The following is a 20,675-nucleotide window of genomic DNA, read 5'->3' as shown; positions in this document are numbered from 1 at the left end:
GATTAATAATCAACAGAGCTGCCTAAATTTTTGTAGGCAGCTCTATTAGTTCTTTTTCGCTTAATTTATTTTTTTCGTATAATTATCCATCATCTCATATGACATTGGACCGATAATTTTATTTTGAATTAATCCATTCGTATCAATAACATAACTTGTCGGGATGGTGAATGCATGATATTTATTTCCGATTTCACCGTCTACATCTAATGGAATTGGGAAAGTAATACCTAGATTATTAGCAAATGCTCTAATTGATTGTTCATTTCGTTCCATCTTCGTTAAGTTGACAGCAATTATTACAATATCTTCATTTTTTTTATCTTCATAAAAATCTTGCATATGTGGCATTTCAGCCTGGCATGGTGGACACCAAGATGCCCAAAAATTTAATATTATTTTTTTTCCACGAAAATCAGAAAGCTTAAAGGAAGATCCATCAAGCGTATTTAATTCAAAATCTGGTGCTATATTTCCTTTTTCTAAGCCCTCTTTTAAATTTTCGGCATTTACAGTTACAATTTCATCCGTCGTATTGACAAAATCGTACACTCCCCAACTAATTAGTGCGAATAAAATGCTAATAATGATTATGTTTTTTTTCATAATACCCTCCTTCCAATTGGTGAAAGACACTCCATAAAATGATAGAAGCACAAATAAAGTGTACTACAGTGAAGCCTAACAAGAATGGTTGTAATGGACTGTAAAATTGTAAAAAGAATTGTCCAAAACTATAAACTAGTAAGTATCGTTGGATTTCACCTATCCGTTCATCTTTATTTTTCCAAACTAACAGGAAAATTATGAATGCAAATGTTATTTGAATGGAAAAGTAAAGCGGATTGTTGAGTATATGAATAAAATGAAAAATGATAGATCCAACTAAAAATAATTGAAAGCTAATTTGAGTATAAAATGACAAAGGAATCAAGGTTTTTTTGGAACGATAAAATAAAAACAAGTAGAATATGAAAAATGCTAGTAAAATTCCTTTTGACCCACCGTCAAAGTATAAAATACTAATAGGGTAAGAAAACGCATAATGAAATTGAAGTAATATATAACTAAACTTCCATACAATAAAACCAATTATTAAAGAGTTACTTACATCATCTAATACTACTTTTGAATGTTGCTGATTCGATGTCATCCTTTTTATGATTAAAAAAGATATGATTAATGTGACCACAATCATTACCCATTTTGAAGGTATATGAAAGCTACCTATTTCCAAATAATCAGGCATAATTTCCTCCTATCTTTTTCTTATCAAAAGCATAACACAATACCCCTACACGTATCAATTGTTAAGTAAAAAGAGGCTGAAACAAAACTAAATTGATCATGATAAAAGTTATGTCCCAACCTTTTTATCCTATATATTCTTAACGTCATTATGCGGAATTTCAATATGTTTATTGGAGGTAATGATTTTATGTCCTTTGCGTAGAAAAAAATAAGCGACAATAAAACTAATAGATGCCCCATAAAATAGGGCTGGATGACTGAATAAATCCATAAGTAAGCCTAAAACTCCGGGTGCAACAATTGCCGATGCCATTGAAAATAAATAATATAAACCTGTAAAGAAGCCGATTCTATTTTTACCACCTAGGTCGGCTACTAGTGGATAAGCCTGTACGTTAACTAATGCCCAAGAGATTCCACCGATAAATAATACAATTTGTAATAATAGTGTTTCATTAATCGGTAATACCCCATTAAAATAAGATAACAAAGGAATTATGAAAAATATTATGGGAAGAAACAATAAACCATATAACATGACTGGTGCTTTCCCTAATTTACTACCTAGTAAGCCAGCAGGGATAGCAAACAATACAAATGACAAGCTAAAAAACCCTAATGTTAAACCTGCAGTACTCTCTTCCATATTTAAGTATTCTACTGCATATACAGTAAATAACGCTTCGACTCCTGTATAACCGATAAAATATAGAAAAATAGCAACTAATACTAATAAATGTCCACGATATTTTTCTTGTTTTAATAACTTCAAGCTAGTAAAAAACGATCTGTACGCTTGAGACTCCTCTAATTCCGTATCTATTTTTTCCGAATAAGCTGGTTTTCTATCTACTGTAAAATATAAAAGAAAGAATGCGAGGAGTAACAACAATCCTGCAACTAAAAATGGATAACTTCTATCTATTCCATAAAGTGTTGATAAACCAAATAGGGCAACAATGGCTCCTACTCCACCCATAAAATTAATAATACCATTTGCCATGGACCTTTTTTCTACCGGAGTATGGTCTGGCATTAAAGCAATAACCGGGGCGCGGTATATCGTCATCGCAAATAAAAAGACAATATCGACAACAAGTAAAACTAGTAACGTAATATCAGCACTGAAAGGGATTAATATAAAGAAAATCGCAGCAATCGGCATTCCAACAGCTAAAAAAGGTAAACGATTTCCTAACTTTGTATCAATTTTGTCTGACCACGCACCGATAATTGGTATTAAGAGAACAGCTAATAAATTATCAAGACCCATTATTGCGCCACGGATAGCTCTACTTTCAATATAATCGCCTAATATTAACGGCATGTACGCATTATAAAAGGTCCAAATTAATGTTAAAGCAAAAAATCCGCTTCCAATTACAAATATTTTAGAATATTTAAATTGATCAGTTTTAACCAATGACACCAGCTCCATTTTACTAAAATATTATTTTAGATTATCCCGTATCTTTATTGCTTGTTTTGGCCAATCAGTAATAATGGCAGAACAGCCACCTCGTACAAGAGCAGCTATATGCTTTTCTTCATTAACAACGAACGGCCTCACTGGCATCCCTTCTATATTGGCTCCTTCTAGTAATTCTGGTACAGCAACTGGTAAGTAACAATGTAAACCTGTTGCTCCTATTGTTTTTGCGTATTCCCAAGGCTTATATAACCCTTCCATAAATAAGATAGCCGTTTCTATTTCTGGAGCGCATTTGTTTACTTCTACTAAACTATAATGATTAAAGGAAGAAATTATAACTCGATCTTTCAAATTATATTTATGTACTAAATCAATGACGATCTTTTCAATATTTTCGTAGCGAACAATTCCATTTTTAAGCTCGATATTTATTTGTAATGACGTTTTTGCAATCCATTGTAACACTTCTTCTAAACTAGGTATTGTGCAACCTGTAAACTCCTCATCAAACCAACTACCAGCGTCAAGTTTTCTTAAATCGTCATAGTAATATTCTTTGATCCATCCACTTCCATTTGTAGTTCTATTTACTGTTTCATCGTGAATGACGACTGGTACATTATCTTTTGTTAAGTGAACATCAAGTTCAACTCCGTCCGCACCTACTCGTAATGCTTCTTGGAATGCAATCATTGTATTTTCTGGATGTGTCCCAGCTGCACCACGATGAGCAAACACTTTTGTATTTTTCATCATTCTCCCTCCTAACTAATCTCTATTACGTTATATTCTATACTTTTTCTGTAAAACCTTTATGAATCTAATGTAAAAAAACAGGGATGTCCAAAAAGTCAGTAAATACTGACTTTTTGGACCTTACTCGTTAGTTATCTTAATAAGGATCATTAAAATTTCATGGCTTAATGCTGCAGGTATACCTTACGCGGGAGGATAAAGTTTATGTTTTTGTCTAGTTAGAAGATAGTTAACACATTAATACTAATTTGGGACGAAAGAAAGAAAAAAACAGTGGGAAAAACGATTCGTTTTTCCCGCTGTTTTTACACTTATTGGACAGTACCTTTTATTTTTATTTTGATGTTGATGTTGCTTCCTTCTTTGTTGGAAATTCCATTTTCCAACTATAATAGTCGTTTTCATTATTTTTTTCATAAAGTAAAATACAATCAAATTTATTTCCGTTTTTACTTGTTAATCCTTTTACAGTTGCTTTCCCAGAAGTTAATATAGATTTCACCATCGTTTTCGTTGGCTTTTTCTTCATCGTTGCTAAAAATTTATCGTTTTTCCAAATGACAAATTTACAACCAGTTTTCCAGTTCATACAGCCAAAGCCTTTGTACGATTCTTGTACATTCCCTCCGCAAGCGGGGCATTTTCCGAGTATTTCATTACTTTTCTTTTCCCTAGTTGCTTCTTGAATAATAATATCCTCGTCTAATTTTACTTTTTCAATGGCTTTTTTTGTAAATTGATAGATAAACTGTAGAAATTTCTCTTTTTGGAAATTCCCTTTTTCTATTTCAAACAGTGCTTTTTCAAGTCGACCAGTAAACTGGAGATCGAATAGTTCTTTGACTGGAAATGTTTCAACTAATTTCTTTCCAAGCTCCGTACATATTAGTGACTTATTTTGGGTTGTAATATAACCAGCGTCTTTTAGTTTCTTAATCGTTTCTGCTCTCGTTGCTGGTGTACCGATACTATAACCACTTAATATTGTTGACATCATTTCCTCACTATCATCTTCTTTTACCCGTTTCCCACAAGTCTCCATTATACGTAATAACGTTTTTTCCGTATGGTGATTTGGTGGTTTCGTAACATGGGAAGTCACATATTGGTCAACAACTTGTACAATTTCCTGTTCATTTACATTAGGTAAAAATGTATCTTTAGTGTCTTGTTTTTCTACTTTTTTCCAACCTTCCACTAGCTGAACTTTTCCTTTCGAAAGGAAGTGACCTTGCACATTTTCGTTTTCTACCATAGTAATTAATTTTGTCTCTTCATATTCTGCTACAGGCATAAATTGCATAAGGAGTCGATTTTTAATGGCTGTATAAACGATTTGCTCATCTTTTGATAATGATTTCGGAATCACATATGTAGGAACAATGGCACTATGACTCTCGACCCTACTATTATCAAAATTTCTTTTCGTCACTTTAAATTTAATTTCGTTTTCATAAGGAAGGCCTTTTTTTAATTTTTCCACTACGTTTGCCACTTTACCGACTAGCGATTGTTCTAAAACAACACTAGCTGTTCGGTATCTACAAAAAAGTGGACTTAATGGAAGTGGACATAACGCCGTTAGTTTTAAAGCTAATAACTAATAGGAATAAACTTATTATATTACATTTAGTAAATTAGCCTCTATAAATGTTTATTTCTTTATAAAGATTGTTTTAATAGGGGGGATTAATTTAGCAGTTAAGGGGACAGAAAAGAAGAATGTTTTTGTTGATGCAGTATGAAAATAAAATGGGTGAGAAGATGTTGTTTCATTGGAATAAATAAAGATGGTTGAATAATAACTGATACACCATAACTAAACTCCATAAAAAACCTAGACCTTGCTTATGAATTACTCATGAAGTGTTATTATAACTATTTTAATTTTAAGTGATCTTCTTACATGGGTTTAGACAAAAAGGAGAGTTTTACATAAACTCCGTACTGAAACAAAGCCAGATACGTAAAAACAAAAATTACAGAATCTTTACCCTTTTGGGTTTCTAATTGCCAAAAGAATTTTGAGTTAAAAAAATGAGAGAGAAGAAAAACGACTGTTCAAAAATGTGGCAGTCGTTAATTTGGTTGCTTTTCTTTAAATCCTAAAGCAATCTTTTGGAAAGAAGGCTAAAAATACAGCCTTCTTTTTGATTCTTGGTAGTTTTTCTAGTTGCATCATTGTATATTTTACCCATTATACCCGCATTTTAACATTTGTATTTTTTAATTGAATTGGGGCATAATAATCCGTTTTTATTCTTTTGGGTTGGATACATTATTAACCGAACCACAAAAAAGACAAATACAAGCGTTATAGTTGACGAATAAAAGGAACTAATAAGCAAAAATTATTTCTTATCATTATTTGAATTTACCTTTTTAGAAATTACTTTATATTGGAAGTCAGGTGGTAAGCATTCTCTAATTGCATTTATAAAATGGTCAAATGCTTGTTTAGATTCAAACACGAGTTCACCAATGATTTTATTTTCAATTTCAAGTTCTTTTCCTTTAACATCAAAAAGTTTTACTTTAAACATCATCTCAGTAACTCCCTATTCGTACCATTACCTTTATTTTATCATATCTATCCTAATTTCTTTGAAATTATCAGTATAAAAATACTCAAGTCGTTTGACAGACATAAACAGTCCATTTAGGGCATAATTTAGATTAAAATAAGGCTTTGTTCACATGAGAAAATAAGGTCAAAATCTATGTATTGTCAAATTGATATCACTTGCTTAATTATCCATTTCGGATATATGCAATCCTAGTTGAGACTTGTACATCCGTTTCAAAATAAAAATTAAAAAACAGTAAAAACCGTTTGGGTTCTTACTGTTTTTTGGGTGATTACACCAAATCAATTATTTAATATCGTTAACAGTCTCTCAGGATCAAATCCACTAACCCAATTTCCATTTATATTAGTTTGTGGAACTGTTAGTCTTTTCGACTTTTGTACCAATTTTATCCTTGCTATAGGATTCAGATCTACAATCACTTCTTCATAAGTAATATCAAAAGAGTTTAGAAAGTTTTTTAGCATTCCACATACAGGGCATAGGCTTGACGTGTATACTGTCACGGATTGTTTCATTTGTACATAACCTCTTTTACTAATTGAAGGATAAGGTTAAAAAGATTCCTTTCAATTTCACCTATTTACTTGCTTTGATCAATACATACAATTAATCGTTCTTCAATATCTGTTTCAATTTTTTTCAATTCCTCATCTTCTATCATTTCAATCAAAGCGCTCGGCTTTGGAAAACCTTATTTGGCTTAACAGACAGTCTTTTTAAAATTGACCCCATCAAACGTGAATCGGATTCAATTTTCAAATCTGCATATTCTATATTTTTTATTGTATCCCTATTAATATTTGCTCCCCAGATGTTGACTGTTATTGGATTCATTATATCCATCGCCCACCCAATTAATCTATGTTCGCTTCTCATATGTTCTAGCATCAATATCGTTCCATCCGGTTTACAAACCCTTCCTAACTCCTTTAATCCAATAATAGGATCTGGGACAGAACAGAAAACACAGGTTGAAATAATAGTATCAAAGCTGTTATTTTCAAACGGCAAATCTTGTATATCCGCCTCCATCAATTCAATTGGAAACTTTTTATTTAGCTGTGTAACCTTTTTCCTAGCATGGTTCAACATGCCTTTACTGAAGTCAACTCCTGTCAGTGATTCAATATGTTCGGGATAAAACGTCAAATTACCCCCTGTGCCAATCCCTACTTCCAAAACTCTACCAGTAGCATTTGAAAGTAATTCTGCCCGCCAATCCCTCTTTATCATTCGGTCCATTCCTTCATATATTCTAGAGATTCGGTTATATCGTTTTTTAATTTTATCATTTATGTCCAATTTTAAAATCATCTCACCTTCGGGATTAAATTCCTATTCTACCTGAAATTGACCCATCATTCCTGCATCTTCATGCTCAAGGATATGACAGTGATACATAAACACACCGGAATGATTAAACGTTGCAATTGCTCGAACTTTTTCCCCCGGAGACACAAGAAAAGTATCTTTCCAGCCAGTCTCATTTAATGGGGGTGGATTTCCGTCACGGTCAATAATCTGAAATTGCACACCATGTGCATGGAATGGATGTACAGTACCTCCCATCATCCCCATTCCGCTTTCATTGGAAACTTCCCATATTTCTGTTGTATTCAGGTTCACCTGTTCATCTATTCGATTTATATCCATTTGTTTACCATTGATATTTACCCTTGGCCCCATACCCTGAAATACAAATTTTCTTGTTCTTACAGCATCTTCGGGATTAATCTTTTCAATTGGATTCAATTTTTCTGGTATTGTAAATTGTTTTACACTTGCACCATTAACACTAACACTGAACTTCAGAAACTTTACCCCTTGATTTGACATCTGGATAACATCGCCATTATTATATTCTGAAAAGTCAACTAGGATTTCTGCTCTTTCTGAGGGTCCTAGTTTAAGTTCATTCATTTTTATTGGTTTTTCAAAAAAACCTCCATCACTAGCAATTTGATAAAATGTTTGATTATTATCAAAACCTAATTCATAAACACTAGCATTAGAGCCATTCAATATACGGAGTCTCATCATACCTTTAGGTACTTCCAAATATGGAGCAATCGCCCCGTTTACAAGTAATGTATTCCCCTGCAGACCGTTCATTATATCATGCATACCCAAATCATATTCAAAGCTTCCATCCTTGTTAAAGCGCTTATCTTGAATGATAAGTGGAACATCATTCACTCCATAGTCTCTTGGAATTTCCAATTGATCAGATACCTCATCCTCAATAAAAAGTAGCCCAGCTAATCCTTTATATACTTGTTTACCCGTTTTTCGTTCAGGATGGGGATGATACCATAGCGTAGCTGCGGGCTGCTCTATCGTAAACTCAGGTGTCCATGACTCACCCGGTTGTATTCCTGAGTGTGGACCGCCATCAGCGTCTCCATCAACCTCTAGTCCATGCCAATGGATTGTCGTCATTTCATCTTTGAGTTTATTTTCCACCTGTACGGACACTTCCTCACCTCTGCGAACCCGTATAACCGGACCTAAGTAATCTCCGTTATACCCCATTGTTTCAGTTTTTGTTCCTGATATAAATTCCTTTGTTGCATTTTGGGCTGTTATATGAAATTCAGCCTTATTTGGATTTGGATTTGTATCTTTTAACATTGGTGGAATTGGTAAAGCTGACTCATTAACAGTATTAGATTGATTATAAGAGGGATTGTCTGTACCCATCATGGGATTCATAGGCAAATTAGGGAACATTTTGGATGTGCCTAGCCCCTGAACAAAAAAAAGAAAATAACCTGTTAGAACAACCACCAACCCCGCCACAATAATACCAACATTTCTTTTCATCTATTTTTCCTCCTGTATATTTCATTTTACGATAAGTAGTTTATATATGATGGGATTCGAGGATTTGTATTTATGTAGAAGATTAATCGTCTATCTATATGTTAGTTGTTTGGTATTTTTATTTTACTCCCTTAAATAACCTCAATGCCTCGCTATTTGTTTTTATATAAAAAACCTGATATGTGTACTTCTTTATAAGTCAATAAAAGGGTACAACGGGTTTCATACTGGTATGATGGGAAGTGATTCCATATCAACATATACAAAGTAATAAACCGAACTTTCCGGTTGGTCATCATCAATATTACAGTCTAACTATAAAGGCTGTCCAAAGATACTAAGCATTGGACAGCGCTTTAGAAAAAACATATTGGGGACTAATAAATTGCATTCAAAGCCAGTTAAATTAAATTATTTACTTTTATCAATACAACTAATTAACCGATCCTCGATATCCTTTGCAAATAACTTCATATTATCGTCATTAAGCAAACTAATTAGAGCAGTAGGCTTTGGCATACCAATCTTTGTTTGTCCATTATCTTCATAAACAACAATTTTACAAGGTAAAAAATATCCAGCCATTTGGTTTTCGTTTAACACCCTTTGTGCTTCTTGCGGATTACATACTTCCAAAACCCGTAGCTCTTTTTGAAATTCCAATTCCTTTTCTTGAAGTTTTTCTTTCATATCGAACATCCATAAAATACCGAATCCTTCATCTTCTAAGCTTTCCTTTATACTTTCGATAGCATCGTTCATACTTTTGTCTGTTGCAACCGTATAATCAAACATATTAAATTACCTTCCTTCTCATATTTCTACTTTAAAATGAAACAACAATAGACTGTCGACAAGAATGCCATGGTAGGCCACAAAACCAATGTTACCATGGCATTTAAAGGTACTTCTCACTTTTATCTTTTATGATATCAACCAAGCATTTTATTCCATAACACTAATGCCATTTGGAGTTTCACCAACTTCAATGGTTTCAATCACTTTATTTTGTTCCGTATCAACCACACTGACGGTATGATCAAACATATTTGTCACATAAACACGCTTATTGTCCGGGCTTGTAACTACTCCGTGCGAACCTTTTCCTGTTTCGATTGTTGCTGTTTCCTTTTTGGCAATAATGTCAACAACTGTAATAGAATTAGAAGGGTTCTTTTCCGTCCCCTGATTTGCTACATAGGCAAATTCATTATTGCTATCCAAATAGACCTGCGCAGGCCCATTTCCAACTGGAATCTTATCAACCTGTTCATTTTCTAGATTAACAATGGCTAATGCATTTTCGGCATTTAATGTAGCAATTAGCGTCTTGCCATCAGATGTGATACCCGTTGTAACTGGTGCTGAACCAACCTTTATTTTCTTATCCTCTTTCATTGTTTTAAGATTAATGACACTTACAGTATCTTCACCCATGTTCGCAATGTAAGCAGTAGAACTGTCCGCGGTAATTCTAAAACCATGTGGTCTATTTCCAGTAGATATTGTATTTACCACTTTGAAGGTTGAAGTATCAATAACAGATACAGTGTCATCCTCGTTATTTGTTACAAGAACATATTTCCCGTTTTCAGTAAAAACGATATGCGCGGGATGATTTCCCACTTCAACTGTATTTACTACTTCATTTGTTGCTGTATTCAAGAATAATGCTGTCCCCGGCATATCCATGTTCATGGAGTCATCATCCCCATGATCCATGTTAGGAACAACTGTGGCTGCTAGCATTTCCCCGTCTGATGACACTTGTACATTATGGGCCATCCCATCGACCTCAATAGTCGAATCCACTTGGTTTGTATTTGCATTTATTTTTGTAATACTTCCGCCTTCATCGGCAGTAAAATAATATTTAATTACATTCTGATCCGTTATCCCTTCTTTTTCGGAAGTTGAATCGGATGTTTGGTTTTGTGTTTTGGTTTGTTCATCTGTAGCACCGTCTTGATTATTATTATTGCTACATCCTGCCAAAACCAATCCTATGATAAGCAGAAATATAAATAAACTTGCTTTCACCTTATTCATATCTGAGTAATCTCCCATCAATTGACTTTTGGAAAGTTCCCGAAGTTATTTTCGTTCCTTATCGTAATTTCTTAAAGCTAACTTTGTGGCATAATAAACGACAATGCCTATAACTAGAAGATTGAGAATCCACCCCAAAATCCCATAGCCCATCATGCCAAATCCATAGCCACCCATCATCATTTGAAATCACCATCCTCTGACTAGAAATTATTCATCATATTACGGGAATTTGTGCCGTTTTGCATAAAGCCATTTTCACCATGGCAAGCATTAAACATTTGTTCCTGCTGTTCCAATGAAAGGTTTGGGTGCATCTGTTCAATGAACGGTTTCATATCCTTAAAATTAAAGACATTTGAATCAGCTGCAGCAAAAGTTGCGCCTCCTAATACAACAGCTCCAGTTAATATCCCAACAACTAGTTTTTTCATATTTAATCTCTCCTTTCTTAACTAGGGGTACGGAAACGATTCGAGGATTGAGGGGCCACACAGGGAATAATTTACATTCTATTATTCACCCTCTTTTTCCTCCATTTCCTTTAGCTTGCGATAAAACGCTGCCTGACTAACCTTTGTAATGGCACATATCTCCTTTACCGTTTTATCTGTTGTCTCTCGTAATTCAATGGCATGGTTCATTCCTGGATGTTTATCCGTATATTTTTTTACTCTTCCTCGATATTTGCCCTTTTGCTTGGCCAATTTAATCCCAGAACGTTGCTTCTCTTTAATCATTTCTCGATCTAGCTCACTAAATGCTGCCATTACAGTTAAAAAGAATTTACCAGTAGGTGTCCTTGTATCAATTCCTAAATTAAGGATAACAAAGTGGATGTTCCTTTCACGAAGCTGTTCAACCAGTTGCAGCAACTGAACAGTGTTTCGACCAAGACGATCCATTCGAGTCACAACTAAAGTATCACCAGTAGCAATTTTGGAAAGAAGTTCGTCCAATTGTTGCTTCTGTTTAGAAACACCACTAATTTTTTCCTTTACAATTTCATCTACTCCAAATTTTGTGAGTTTTTCAACTTGGGTATCAAGGTTTTGGTCTTGTGCACTTACCCGTGCGTATCCATAGATCATATTTCGTCCTCTTTTAATATGTATTTTTGATAGGTGTTATTGAGAGTCTATCAAGCTAATGATATCAAGGAACCAAAATTATATCAATAGGGTGTACCTTATTGATAAGAAATGGATGATTGGTTTTTACCGTTCAGTCCATAAATTATTACTTTACTCCAGAAAAAACACCCTATGCATAAAGAAAGAGTGGAATTCTTATTGAGATGTGCCCGATCATGAAAGAAATTAATTTTAAAAGGTTTTCCTTTACAAATTAAGAAAGGATATGTATGACAATTTTATAACCGTAATCGGGTCTTCATAATTATCAAAACCATACAATAATCAACAAGAAATTGATAACCTGTTGAATAGCTGTTGATTGACAATAAAGTTATTTAAAACTGCAAATCCTGTTATTCCATTAATTACGGATTGTGGAGGAGATCCACTGAAGATAATTGGGAATTTATGACAAAATATAAAGAGGGTTATGAAATAATCTAATTAAAAGAGGTTAATGGAACAAGAATGTTCCAAAATATATAGGGGGCCAAGTTCTGTTAAAGAATACTCAACTTTTGGCAGAACCTCCTTATGCATCTTATGCGTTAATATACGGTATTATATAAGTAAAACAATTGGAGGCGATTGTATGAAAGGCTGGCTATTTTCAGGTACAAATAAACCACTAGAATTAATTGAAAAAGAAGATCCACAAGCGATTCCAGGTCACGTTGTGATAGATGTGAAAGCTGCTGGTTTATGCCATTCGGACGTTGCAGCATTACAAGATCCGGGTTGGATGCCACTTTTCCCAAATGGTCCTGTTATTATGGGGCATGAGTTTGCCGGGGTAGTTATTGAAGTGGGTGAAGGTGTAGAAGATATTAAAGTTGGAGACCGCGTCGGGGCTAACCCAATGAATAGAGAAACAAAAGTAACTGCTGGGTATACCTATGACGGCGGGTATGCAGAAAAAGTACGTGTACCTGCAGCTCAATGCGTAATCATTCCTGAAGGCGTTTCCTTTGTAGAAGGAGCTGCTTCAACAGATGCAGGTATCACAGCTTATCGAGCTCTCTTCAGTATTGGACAAGCAAAAGAAGGTACAAAATTAGGAATTATCGGTATCGGTGGACTTGGTCAGTTTGCATTGCAAATGGCGTTGATTAAAGGTTGCGAAGTGTACGCTACTGATGTTTCTCCAGAAGCTCGAAAACTTGCTGAAGAACTAGGGGCTAATAAAGTTTTCGATACTATTCTAGATATGAAAGAAGCGGAATGTGACGTTATTGTTGACTTTGCTGGTTTTGGACAAACAACTGCAGATGCACTGGAAGCTGTAAGAGCACAAGGAACTGTTGTAATTGTTGGTATGGGTAAATTAGAATCCAATATCAATACTTATTTAATGATTACAAAAGAAATTAAGCTTCTAGGAAGTAATGGTGGGTCAGTAGAAGACTTAAAGGGTGTATATGATTGCTTCTCTACTGGAAAAATGAGTCCAACTCTTATCACAATCCCATTTGAAGAGATCGACAAAGGCTTAGAAAAACTCAAAAATCATGAAGTAAAAGGCCGTTTAGTAGCCGTATTTGAATAAATATAAGTTTTCTTTGTAACAAAGGTTGGGACAAAACTCTCCTCTGAAATGAAATAGCCTGTGAAATTTTACAACAAGGAAAATTTCACAGGCTTTCATATTTTTAAAATAAAATTATCCTTACTTAGGTTTCTGATTACCCAAATTTGCACCATTATCATGCTTAAATGTTTGGCCTTTAGAAGGGGCAAATTCTTTCGCAATCTCTTGTTGGCTTTTCGGTTGTGATTTCAATGAAGCAAACGCATTAGACATTCTACTTGCTTGACTGTTTGTAGGAAGGAACTCTTTGGAAATCTCTTCTTGGCCCTTCGGTTGTGATTTCAATGAAGCAAAGGCATTTGACATTCTACTTGCTCCTAGTTTCGATTGACCTTTATTTGTCTGACCACTCTTTTTATTTTTCTCATCATCAAATATTTTCAATGTCATCATCTCCTTCGTATTTAATATGAGAGAAGACGAATATAATTATGTCAAGAAAGGTTTGTCAAAACATCTAGTCGCTGAAAATCTTTTATTGTGCATTATTCAATTCGATATTTTTTGCATTTTTTCATAAATTCGTCTTTATCGATACAACATAAACCCATAACGTTAGTTTCGTGTTTTTCAATATTCCACAATCGGGCGCATATCTATTGTGCTTTTTTCAGTAATAGGCCAGATATCGGAATAAGAATTATCAATAACCTCCTAAGTACGCGGGACATATGATGAATTTATAATCAAAGGTCTTTGGAGGAATGTTTCAATGAATAACACTTTTTATATATCCCCTTATTATTCGAACGCTTATTATGGTCATGGGCCAATATGTAATCATGGTAATATGTTTGATCCTGGCTATGGAAATATGTCGTATGGAATGCGCTATGCAAACCAATATTGGCCATATCCAAACACTCAAGGATATACTGGTACCATATTAAATGACTATGGAAAAGAACCTTTTGTAGTGAATATTAATCAGGCTGCTAGGCAAAACAACACATTCCGAACTACTATATGGACTGGAGATAATCTGCAAGTGACCTTAATGAGTATCAATGTCGGGGAAGATATTGGTCTAGAGGTTCATCCTGACGTAGATCAATTTTTACGTATTGAGGAAGGTCAAGGATTTGTACAAATGGGCGAGAGTAGAGATCAGTTAAACTTTGTAAGGCATGTATATGATGACTCTGCTATTATGGTCCCTGCTGGCATGTGGCATAATTTAACAAATACGGGAAATATCCCGTTAAAACTTTACACAATCTATGCACCACCCGAGCATCCATTTGGCACTGTGCATAGAACAAAGTCAGATGCCGAAGCTATCGAAGGTTAGAGACCTATGGTCTTCTGGAATCGGGCGCGATTGTGGCATAAGGATTTGATTTTTAAACGACTTTATTGTTACTTCCATAATCAGTAACTTCACAAGAAATTAAGCAACTTTATTTTTACACCGTCCACATTTGCGAACGGTGTAATGCGTTTTTTCAGCTTCAAAATTAAACAATTTTATTATCATTACACAATAGCTAGGTTTAATTCATAAAAGACGGTGCAGCTTATATTTAGCATAAAGTTACCATTAATAATATCGCCAATGTTCCTCATCCTATAAAGGAAAAATATATTTGGAGGTAATTTCATGGCACAATTAAGAGATATCATGACACCAAATGTTCTTACAGTTAACGAAACACAGACCGTACAGGAAGCTGCAGCGTTAATGAGCAAATATAATATCGGAGCTATCCCAGTAATAAATAACAGCAGGCAAATTGTTGGAATTGTAACGGATCGTGATATTACCCTTCGTACGATAGCACAAGGAGAAAATGCACAAACTCCAGTATCTCAAGTTATGACTGCACAGCAAATCGTACAAGGTACACCTGATATGGATGTTCATCAAGCAGCAAATTTGATGGCACAGCAGCAAATTCGCCGGTTGCCGGTAACTGAGAATGGACAAATTGTTGGAATAGTTGCGTTGGGTGATCTAGCCGTACAAAATCAATATGCAAACGAGGCAGAACAGGCACTACAAAGCATTTCAACTCCTTCCGCACCTCAACAATAATAAGGGGTTACTTTTATTGCATAAATAATTATTAGTAGAGGCCTCGATCTGTAACACTTTTTATAATAGAAGGGAATCTCAGGTCTTTAGTTAATCCAGAAAAGTTCTGTCATGGTTGGTCATCTCACTTTTTTAAGTTTTGGGAAATTTCGTTTTATAGCTGGATATATTATTTTAAAGAAGACGGAATTGTATGAGATTTCAAGACAAAGTAGTTAATGTTACAGTTGCAGTAAGCGGTATCGGGAAAGAAGTCGTACGAAAATTAGCTAACGCACAAGTTGAAAGTTGTATTAGTTGAAAGGAAGACACAATCAAAGCCGTTCAAGCTTAGCTTGGTTTAACAGAAGAAAATAGCTTAGCAGTAAAAGCAGATGTTTCTAATGAAGAAAGTGTTAAAAATTAAATAGACCAAACAATCTCTAAATTTGGTCGCATTGATTGCTTTGTAAATAACGCAGGCGTTGAGGGTCCAGTTAAACCACTTGAAGAAATTACAGAAAAAGAATTTGATTTCGTTTACGGAAATAACGTAAAAGGCATACTTTTCGGTCTTAAATACGTATTACCGATAATGAAAGCACAAAAATAGGGTGCAATCGTCAATACTTCATCAGTAGCAGCTAATAACGATTCAGTACCAATGAAACGCTATGGGAGCCTGAAGAAGTAGCTAAGTAATTGCGTTTTTACTTTCTGACGAAGCTTCTTATGTAAGCTCATCTTCATTCACTATCGATGGTGCTCTATATAACGTGTAATTAAACGAATAACGATCGCTTGGGCTTTCCTATAAGGATCCTTCAAGGTAAAAATCCTCCAAAATGAAAACGCACGAATGTTGATAACTGCATTCGTGCGTTTTGTTTTTCTTAGTAATTCAGATGAAATACCCCTTTTGGAAATTAACTCTGCTTTGTTTTTCCTTTTAAATAAGAGACACCTAATAACAAAAATGGAATAGGAAGCAGGACAATCATATATGCGTATATATCTAACGTTTTATCTAGCCGATAATGTTCTTTTGACAAATAGGGGTTCCGTCAGGAAAATGCGGATTTACAACGTTAAACTATTTTTTTGGAAACAAAAACCTTGCTTCCCCAACGCTAAGCAGAAGAAGCAAGGTGAGTTAATAATTTCACTTGCCAGAATCACGAGGTGGATTCACCATGTTCATGTAATTTATATCTTCCAGGGTAAACAATATTCACCTCAACCTTTACATGGCGCAGGGAATCTTGGTTTAAAACGAGTTGCTGTTTTCCTGTGGCAATGCTCTTCCATTGATGTGGATGTTTGCGATACAAAGATTCGCCCAAATTGTAAATATCTATACCCTCTTTAAAAGCAATTTGATACGTTTTGCGGATTTGCTCCTCTATTTTTTCCTGAGCCATTTGTGTGAGTTCCTTTTCGGTAAGGTCCGTATGCAATTCATTGATCCCTGCCTTCACTTTTACTGAAATATCGAAATACGCCTTGTTCAATTTCACAATAGGAGTCACTTCATATTTGGGTTTTTCTGCGACAAGAACAGCCGCAAGCTTCTCTTCGGCAAACAAATCAAGAGGTACTCGGATCGTGTGAGTACTTAGCCAGGGCATTCCCGACAAATCCTTAAGATCCATTCGTCCATAATAATTGTTTAGATCATATACTTGTACGCCTGAATATCTAAGCAGCTCTTTTGGTTTATTACTTTCCTGCCATTGACCTTTGCGAAGCGATAATTCCGGTATATAACTGGTTCTGGCCTTTTCGTTTGAGTCCAGTACAAATTGTTGCAGGCGGACCGGAGCAAGGATAGAACGCTGTCTGAAATTTTGCTCGGGATTGTGAAGAATGGATGCATTTGGCGATAATCTAAAAAATGGGGTTGCCAGCAAGATTTCTTCAGGAGGCTCTCTTGTGCTAAACAGCCAGGCCAAGTACCTTATTTCACGATAACGGTTGATCAATTCCAGCACTTCTCCGACTTTGTTTTCCTTCATCAATCTCTCGCTGAACAAAATGGCAGAGATTTGTCCCCAGTTTAAGCGTTGTTGTGATGTACTGTACAAATCATTTGCCGCCTCCGTAAACGAGGAACCTTCGCCTTTGCCCACCCAAACCGGGGGCTGCTCCGCTTTTTGCTGTCCCTCCAGCTTGGCCACTGTCGAGAAATCAAGCAATTGCACATACAAGGTGTATTGGCCATCGACATAGTCTATTCCAACAGCCGTAGCATAGCTCATGTTTTGCACTTCATATCTGCTCCAGCAACCGGTAAGGGTGAGGAGAAGGAAAAGTGCAACCATACTTTTATATCTCCTCATTTTTGCTTATCCCCTTGCCTTGTAGAATCTCGTGTCTTCAACATGTCCGGTCGAGTGTTTCGCCATGGCCAAGGTAATCGGAACAAAGCGTTGGCCAAGTCTTTAAATGGAGGTGATATTGGGGCCAAGTAAGGCAAGCCGCATGAACGCAAAGAGGCTAAATGGCTGAGCACAATAAATATTCCAAGAAAGAAGCCATAAATGCCAAGCATGGCAGACAGAATGAAAAGAAAAAAGCGTAAGATACTAATTGTTCCAGCCAATGATAGGCTCGATAAAGTTGAACCAAAGATTTGTGTTATTGCTCCGATGACAACGATACCTGGGGATAAGAATCCAGCACGAATGGCTGCATCCCCCAGGATAAGTCCTCCTACAACCGTTACCGTGGAGCCGACCGCAGAAGGCAATCGGATACCAGCTTCCCGCAATATTTCTAAGAAGATAAGTGCAATAAACATTTCAACTGCCACATCAAAAGGGATTCCCAACCGGTTAATCCCCAAAGTGGCAAGCAGATAATAGGGCAGCTGATCTTGATGATAGGAAAGAATAGCAACAAAAAATGCAGGAAGCAGTAGCGATACGGACAAACCAAGTAAACGAAGCGTTTGACCAAATGTAGCTGACAAAACAGTAAAGTGGATATCTTCGGGTGCTTTCACAAGCAAAAATAAATTGGCAGGCGCAATCAACGCAGCTGGTGTACCATCCACAATCAACGCTACACGGCCATTTAGCATACAGTTCACGGTAAAGTCTGGTCTGCCTGTATACCCCATCAAAGGAAATAATGCTTTTGTCGGTTCCATTAATTCTTCTAGCTGAGTGGCGCTAAACGCTCCGTCAATGTGAAGATCATCTAATTTATTCTTTACATCTTGAACAATCTTAGGATCAACAATGTCACGCATGTATAGAATCGCAACGGTTGTTTTCGTGCGAACGCCTACTTTTTTCGTTTCATAAACCATACTGGTTGATTTGATTCGTTTCCGAATTAACGCCACATTGACTCCAAGTTCTTCCACAAATCCATCCTTTGGTCCACGTACCGAGACCTCAATACTGGATTCTTCCGGATTTCGCGCTGGTTTTTTTGAGATATCGAGGGAGAATAAGGAGCGTAGGGTCGGAATAAACAAAAGCAGTTTGCCTTCAAAAATATCCGTTTCGGCCGTTTGCTCCCACTCCTCAAGAGTAACGAACTCTAATTGTAGTTGGCTCGACTCGACTATTTCCTCCTGATGATGAAAACCATTGTTTTCATAAAATCGGGTCAAATGAGGAAGCACAGTTTCATGAATGAATGTTTTGTTGTCACTTAACCCCTCACAATAAAGCAATAGGATTCTCGATTGTTCATCATCAGGGTTTAATTTGTAAACATGTTGCTTAACATCTTGACACATTTTAAAGTGTTGGATGAGTGATTGTTCATTAAGTGGTTGCAAGACGGTTGCCTCTGTATTAGGCGATGGCCTCTTGCTTTCTGCCCCCTGATTTCCAAATAATCTTTTCATTCGTCGGAATAGTTTATTCATCCTAGCTAGTCACTCCTTTTGGCGAATTCTTGAGATGATCATTCGACCAACATACAGGATCAAGGTCCCTACTGTAAAGATACAAAATGAAGGAAAATAAAACCTTCCTAACAAGTCTAGAAAAGCCATGTCGCTCATCGGCAGCAAAATGGCAACAAGCATGGCCAATGCGCCAAATAACACAGGTAACCATCTGCGTTTTTGTAAATTCCACAATTCTCCCAAGAGATAGATAGAAAGGGACACACGAATGAATGTACCGGATAGCCACTGATAAATCGAAAAAAAATCGACATGCTCCACATATTCTCCCAGTCTAACGATTCTCCATTGAGCGTAAGCGGGGTATCTTTGGTTAGCCGCTTCATCAGGGCCAAATATCGCAATCGATCCCATCAATGGTCCTAACGTAATTCCTGTAAGGATGAAGCACATCAACATCAAGCTTTTAAATCCTGGTTTTTTTGTTAATTTGTGCTGAATCAGCAACATCAAGAAAGACAACTCCAGCAATCCCCCGGCAACGTAAGGAACACCTTTCCATAATGGAGCTGTCCCGTTTTCTAACAAAGGAAAAAGCAGGGTATAATCTTTAAACTGAAAATTGGCAATCGCCACAAGATGACCTAGAATAACAACAAATGGCAACAATATTCCGCTCACAATTGCAATTGTACGGAGTCCTTGAAAAGCAGCAAAGAAGCATGCAACAAGTGTGGTTCCCGCAAGAACTAGTATCGGTGTTTGCGGCAAGTAAGATGCGATTGTCCATGTTAGAGTATCTTTTAAGGAAATAAAGCCCATGAGCCATAATAACAAACTATAAATAATTACTAAGATTGCAGATAAAAACTTTCCAAAGTGCTGATCTAGCCACTTTTTAATGTGTTGATTGTTCATGTTTTGAATGATGTAGTTCAAGCAACCAATCCAAACAGGTGAAGCGACAAAAACAAGAAGCACTACGAGCCAGGCATCTCGCTTTGATGCTCCTAGCAGTAACGGGCCAATAATAACGTGGTTCATTAATCCAACCGAAAGCATAATAATCATGTATGACTGAATAGGAGTAATCTTAGGCAAAAACTCACCTCAAATCCAACAATTGGAAATAGAAACATCATGAGCTATAATTCCCTCAACAACTTCGTT

General features: G+C 35.9%; 21 protein-coding genes and 1 pseudogene. 4 read left to right on the top strand and 18 right to left on the bottom strand.

Annotation, left to right across the window (positions count from 1 at the left end):
* Positions 1-60: 60 nt before the first annotated feature.
* From BC6307_RS10795 to BC6307_RS10735, 14 genes and pseudogenes are all read right to left on the bottom strand, one after another.
* Positions 61-606 (bottom strand): peroxiredoxin family protein, encoded by a 546-nt coding sequence (locus BC6307_RS10795; protein ID WP_066417373.1) that lies wholly within the window; start codon positions 604-606, stop codon positions 61-63.
* On the bottom strand, positions 581-1,249 hold the full coding sequence (locus BC6307_RS10790) for a hypothetical protein (protein WP_066417370.1): 669 nt from the start codon (positions 1,247-1,249) through the stop codon (positions 581-583). The genes BC6307_RS10795 and BC6307_RS10790 overlap by 26 nt, the downstream gene beginning before the upstream one ends.
* Before the next feature lie 129 nt (positions 1,250-1,378).
* Positions 1,379-2,674, bottom strand: a complete 1,296-nt coding sequence (locus BC6307_RS10785) for an MFS transporter (RefSeq protein ID WP_235858166.1) — start codon at positions 2,672-2,674, stop codon at positions 1,379-1,381.
* A 27-nt stretch (positions 2,675-2,701) separates the two neighbouring features.
* Complete coding sequence (locus BC6307_RS10780) at positions 2,702-3,439, bottom strand: glycerophosphodiester phosphodiesterase (RefSeq protein ID WP_084380495.1); 738 nt, start codon at positions 3,437-3,439, stop codon at positions 2,702-2,704.
* Between the two features lie 334 nt (positions 3,440-3,773).
* Positions 3,774-4,976: pseudogene (locus BC6307_RS10775) on the bottom strand (DNA topoisomerase); the annotation flags it as partial.
* Between the two features lie 814 nt (positions 4,977-5,790).
* Complete coding sequence (locus BC6307_RS10770) at positions 5,791-5,985, bottom strand: hypothetical protein (RefSeq protein WP_066417362.1); 195 nt, start codon at positions 5,983-5,985, stop codon at positions 5,791-5,793.
* A gap of 323 nt (positions 5,986-6,308) precedes the next feature.
* On the bottom strand, positions 6,309-6,545 hold the full coding sequence (locus BC6307_RS10765) for a glutaredoxin family protein (RefSeq protein WP_066417356.1): 237 nt from the start codon (positions 6,543-6,545) through the stop codon (positions 6,309-6,311).
* Between the two features lie 151 nt (positions 6,546-6,696).
* On the bottom strand, positions 6,697-7,344 hold the full coding sequence (locus BC6307_RS10760) for a class I SAM-dependent methyltransferase (RefSeq protein ID WP_066417353.1): 648 nt from the start codon (positions 7,342-7,344) through the stop codon (positions 6,697-6,699).
* A gap of 21 nt (positions 7,345-7,365) precedes the next feature.
* The gene (locus BC6307_RS10755) at positions 7,366-8,853 is read right to left on the bottom strand and encodes a multicopper oxidase family protein (protein ID WP_066417352.1); all 1,488 of its coding nucleotides are present in this window, start codon (positions 8,851-8,853) and stop codon (positions 7,366-7,368) included.
* Positions 8,854-9,264: 411 nt separating this feature from the next.
* Entirely contained in the window at positions 9,265-9,648 is a 384-nt protein-coding gene (locus BC6307_RS10750; RefSeq protein ID WP_066417351.1) for a DUF302 domain-containing protein, read from the bottom strand.
* 150 nt (positions 9,649-9,798) lie between these two features.
* The gene (locus tag BC6307_RS10745; RefSeq protein ID WP_066417348.1) at positions 9,799-10,902 is read right to left on the bottom strand and encodes a YncE family protein; all 1,104 of its coding nucleotides are present in this window, start codon (positions 10,900-10,902) and stop codon (positions 9,799-9,801) included.
* A 45-nt stretch (positions 10,903-10,947) separates the two neighbouring features.
* Positions 10,948-11,085, bottom strand: coding sequence for a hypothetical protein (locus BC6307_RS24780; RefSeq protein WP_157076667.1), 138 nt, complete (start codon positions 11,083-11,085; stop codon positions 10,948-10,950).
* A 20-nt stretch (positions 11,086-11,105) separates the two neighbouring features.
* Complete coding sequence (locus BC6307_RS10740) at positions 11,106-11,336, bottom strand: hypothetical protein (protein WP_066417346.1); 231 nt, start codon at positions 11,334-11,336, stop codon at positions 11,106-11,108.
* Between the two features lie 81 nt (positions 11,337-11,417).
* Entirely contained in the window at positions 11,418-11,993 is a 576-nt protein-coding gene (locus BC6307_RS10735) for a recombinase family protein (RefSeq protein WP_066417344.1), read from the bottom strand.
* A 637-nt stretch (positions 11,994-12,630) separates the two neighbouring features.
* Here BC6307_RS10735 and BC6307_RS10730 point away from each other — a divergent pair.
* Positions 12,631-13,584 (top strand): zinc-binding dehydrogenase, encoded by a 954-nt coding sequence (locus tag BC6307_RS10730; protein WP_066417341.1) that lies wholly within the window; start codon positions 12,631-12,633, stop codon positions 13,582-13,584.
* 120 nt (positions 13,585-13,704) lie between these two features.
* On the opposite strand, the gene BC6307_RS10725 is transcribed toward BC6307_RS10730, so the two are convergent.
* Positions 13,705-14,010, bottom strand: coding sequence for a hypothetical protein (locus tag BC6307_RS10725; RefSeq protein ID WP_425319490.1), 306 nt, complete (start codon positions 14,008-14,010; stop codon positions 13,705-13,707).
* A gap of 328 nt (positions 14,011-14,338) precedes the next feature.
* On the opposite strand from BC6307_RS10725, the gene BC6307_RS10720 reads away from it, so the two are divergent.
* From BC6307_RS10720 to BC6307_RS25340, 3 genes are all read left to right on the top strand, one after another.
* Positions 14,339-14,917 (top strand): cupin domain-containing protein, encoded by a 579-nt coding sequence (locus BC6307_RS10720; RefSeq protein WP_066417339.1) that lies wholly within the window; start codon positions 14,339-14,341, stop codon positions 14,915-14,917.
* A 309-nt stretch (positions 14,918-15,226) separates the two neighbouring features.
* Complete coding sequence (locus BC6307_RS10715) at positions 15,227-15,661, top strand: CBS domain-containing protein (RefSeq protein ID WP_066417336.1); 435 nt, start codon at positions 15,227-15,229, stop codon at positions 15,659-15,661.
* 406 nt (positions 15,662-16,067) lie between these two features.
* The gene (locus BC6307_RS25340; protein ID WP_333482940.1) at positions 16,068-16,253 is read left to right on the top strand and encodes an SDR family NAD(P)-dependent oxidoreductase; all 186 of its coding nucleotides are present in this window, start codon (positions 16,068-16,070) and stop codon (positions 16,251-16,253) included.
* A 562-nt stretch (positions 16,254-16,815) separates the two neighbouring features.
* Here the strand turns inward: BC6307_RS25340 and BC6307_RS10705 are convergent.
* The 3 genes from BC6307_RS10705 to BC6307_RS10695 are packed head-to-tail and all read right to left on the bottom strand — an operon-like array spanning position 16,816 to position 20,606.
* Positions 16,816-17,979 carry a Ger(x)C family spore germination protein gene (locus BC6307_RS10705; RefSeq protein WP_066417335.1) on the bottom strand — a complete coding sequence of 388 codons (1,164 nt, stop codon included), beginning with the start codon at positions 17,977-17,979 and terminating at the stop codon, positions 16,816-16,818.
* Positions 17,976-19,523 carry a spore germination protein gene (locus BC6307_RS10700; protein WP_235858162.1) on the bottom strand — a complete coding sequence of 516 codons (1,548 nt, stop codon included), beginning with the start codon at positions 19,521-19,523 and terminating at the stop codon, positions 17,976-17,978. Before BC6307_RS10700 ends, BC6307_RS10705 begins: the two co-directional genes overlap by 4 nt.
* A gap of 9 nt (positions 19,524-19,532) precedes the next feature.
* A complete protein-coding gene (locus tag BC6307_RS10695; protein ID WP_066417333.1) occupies positions 19,533-20,606 on the bottom strand; it encodes a GerAB/ArcD/ProY family transporter in 1,074 nt (357 codons plus the stop codon).
* Positions 20,607-20,675: the final 69 nt, after the last annotated feature.

The organism is Sutcliffiella cohnii (assembly GCF_002250055.1).
Lineage (GTDB): Bacteria > Bacillota > Bacilli > Bacillales > Bacillaceae_I > Sutcliffiella > Sutcliffiella cohnii.
This window is presented reverse-complemented; position numbering and strand designations above follow the sequence as displayed.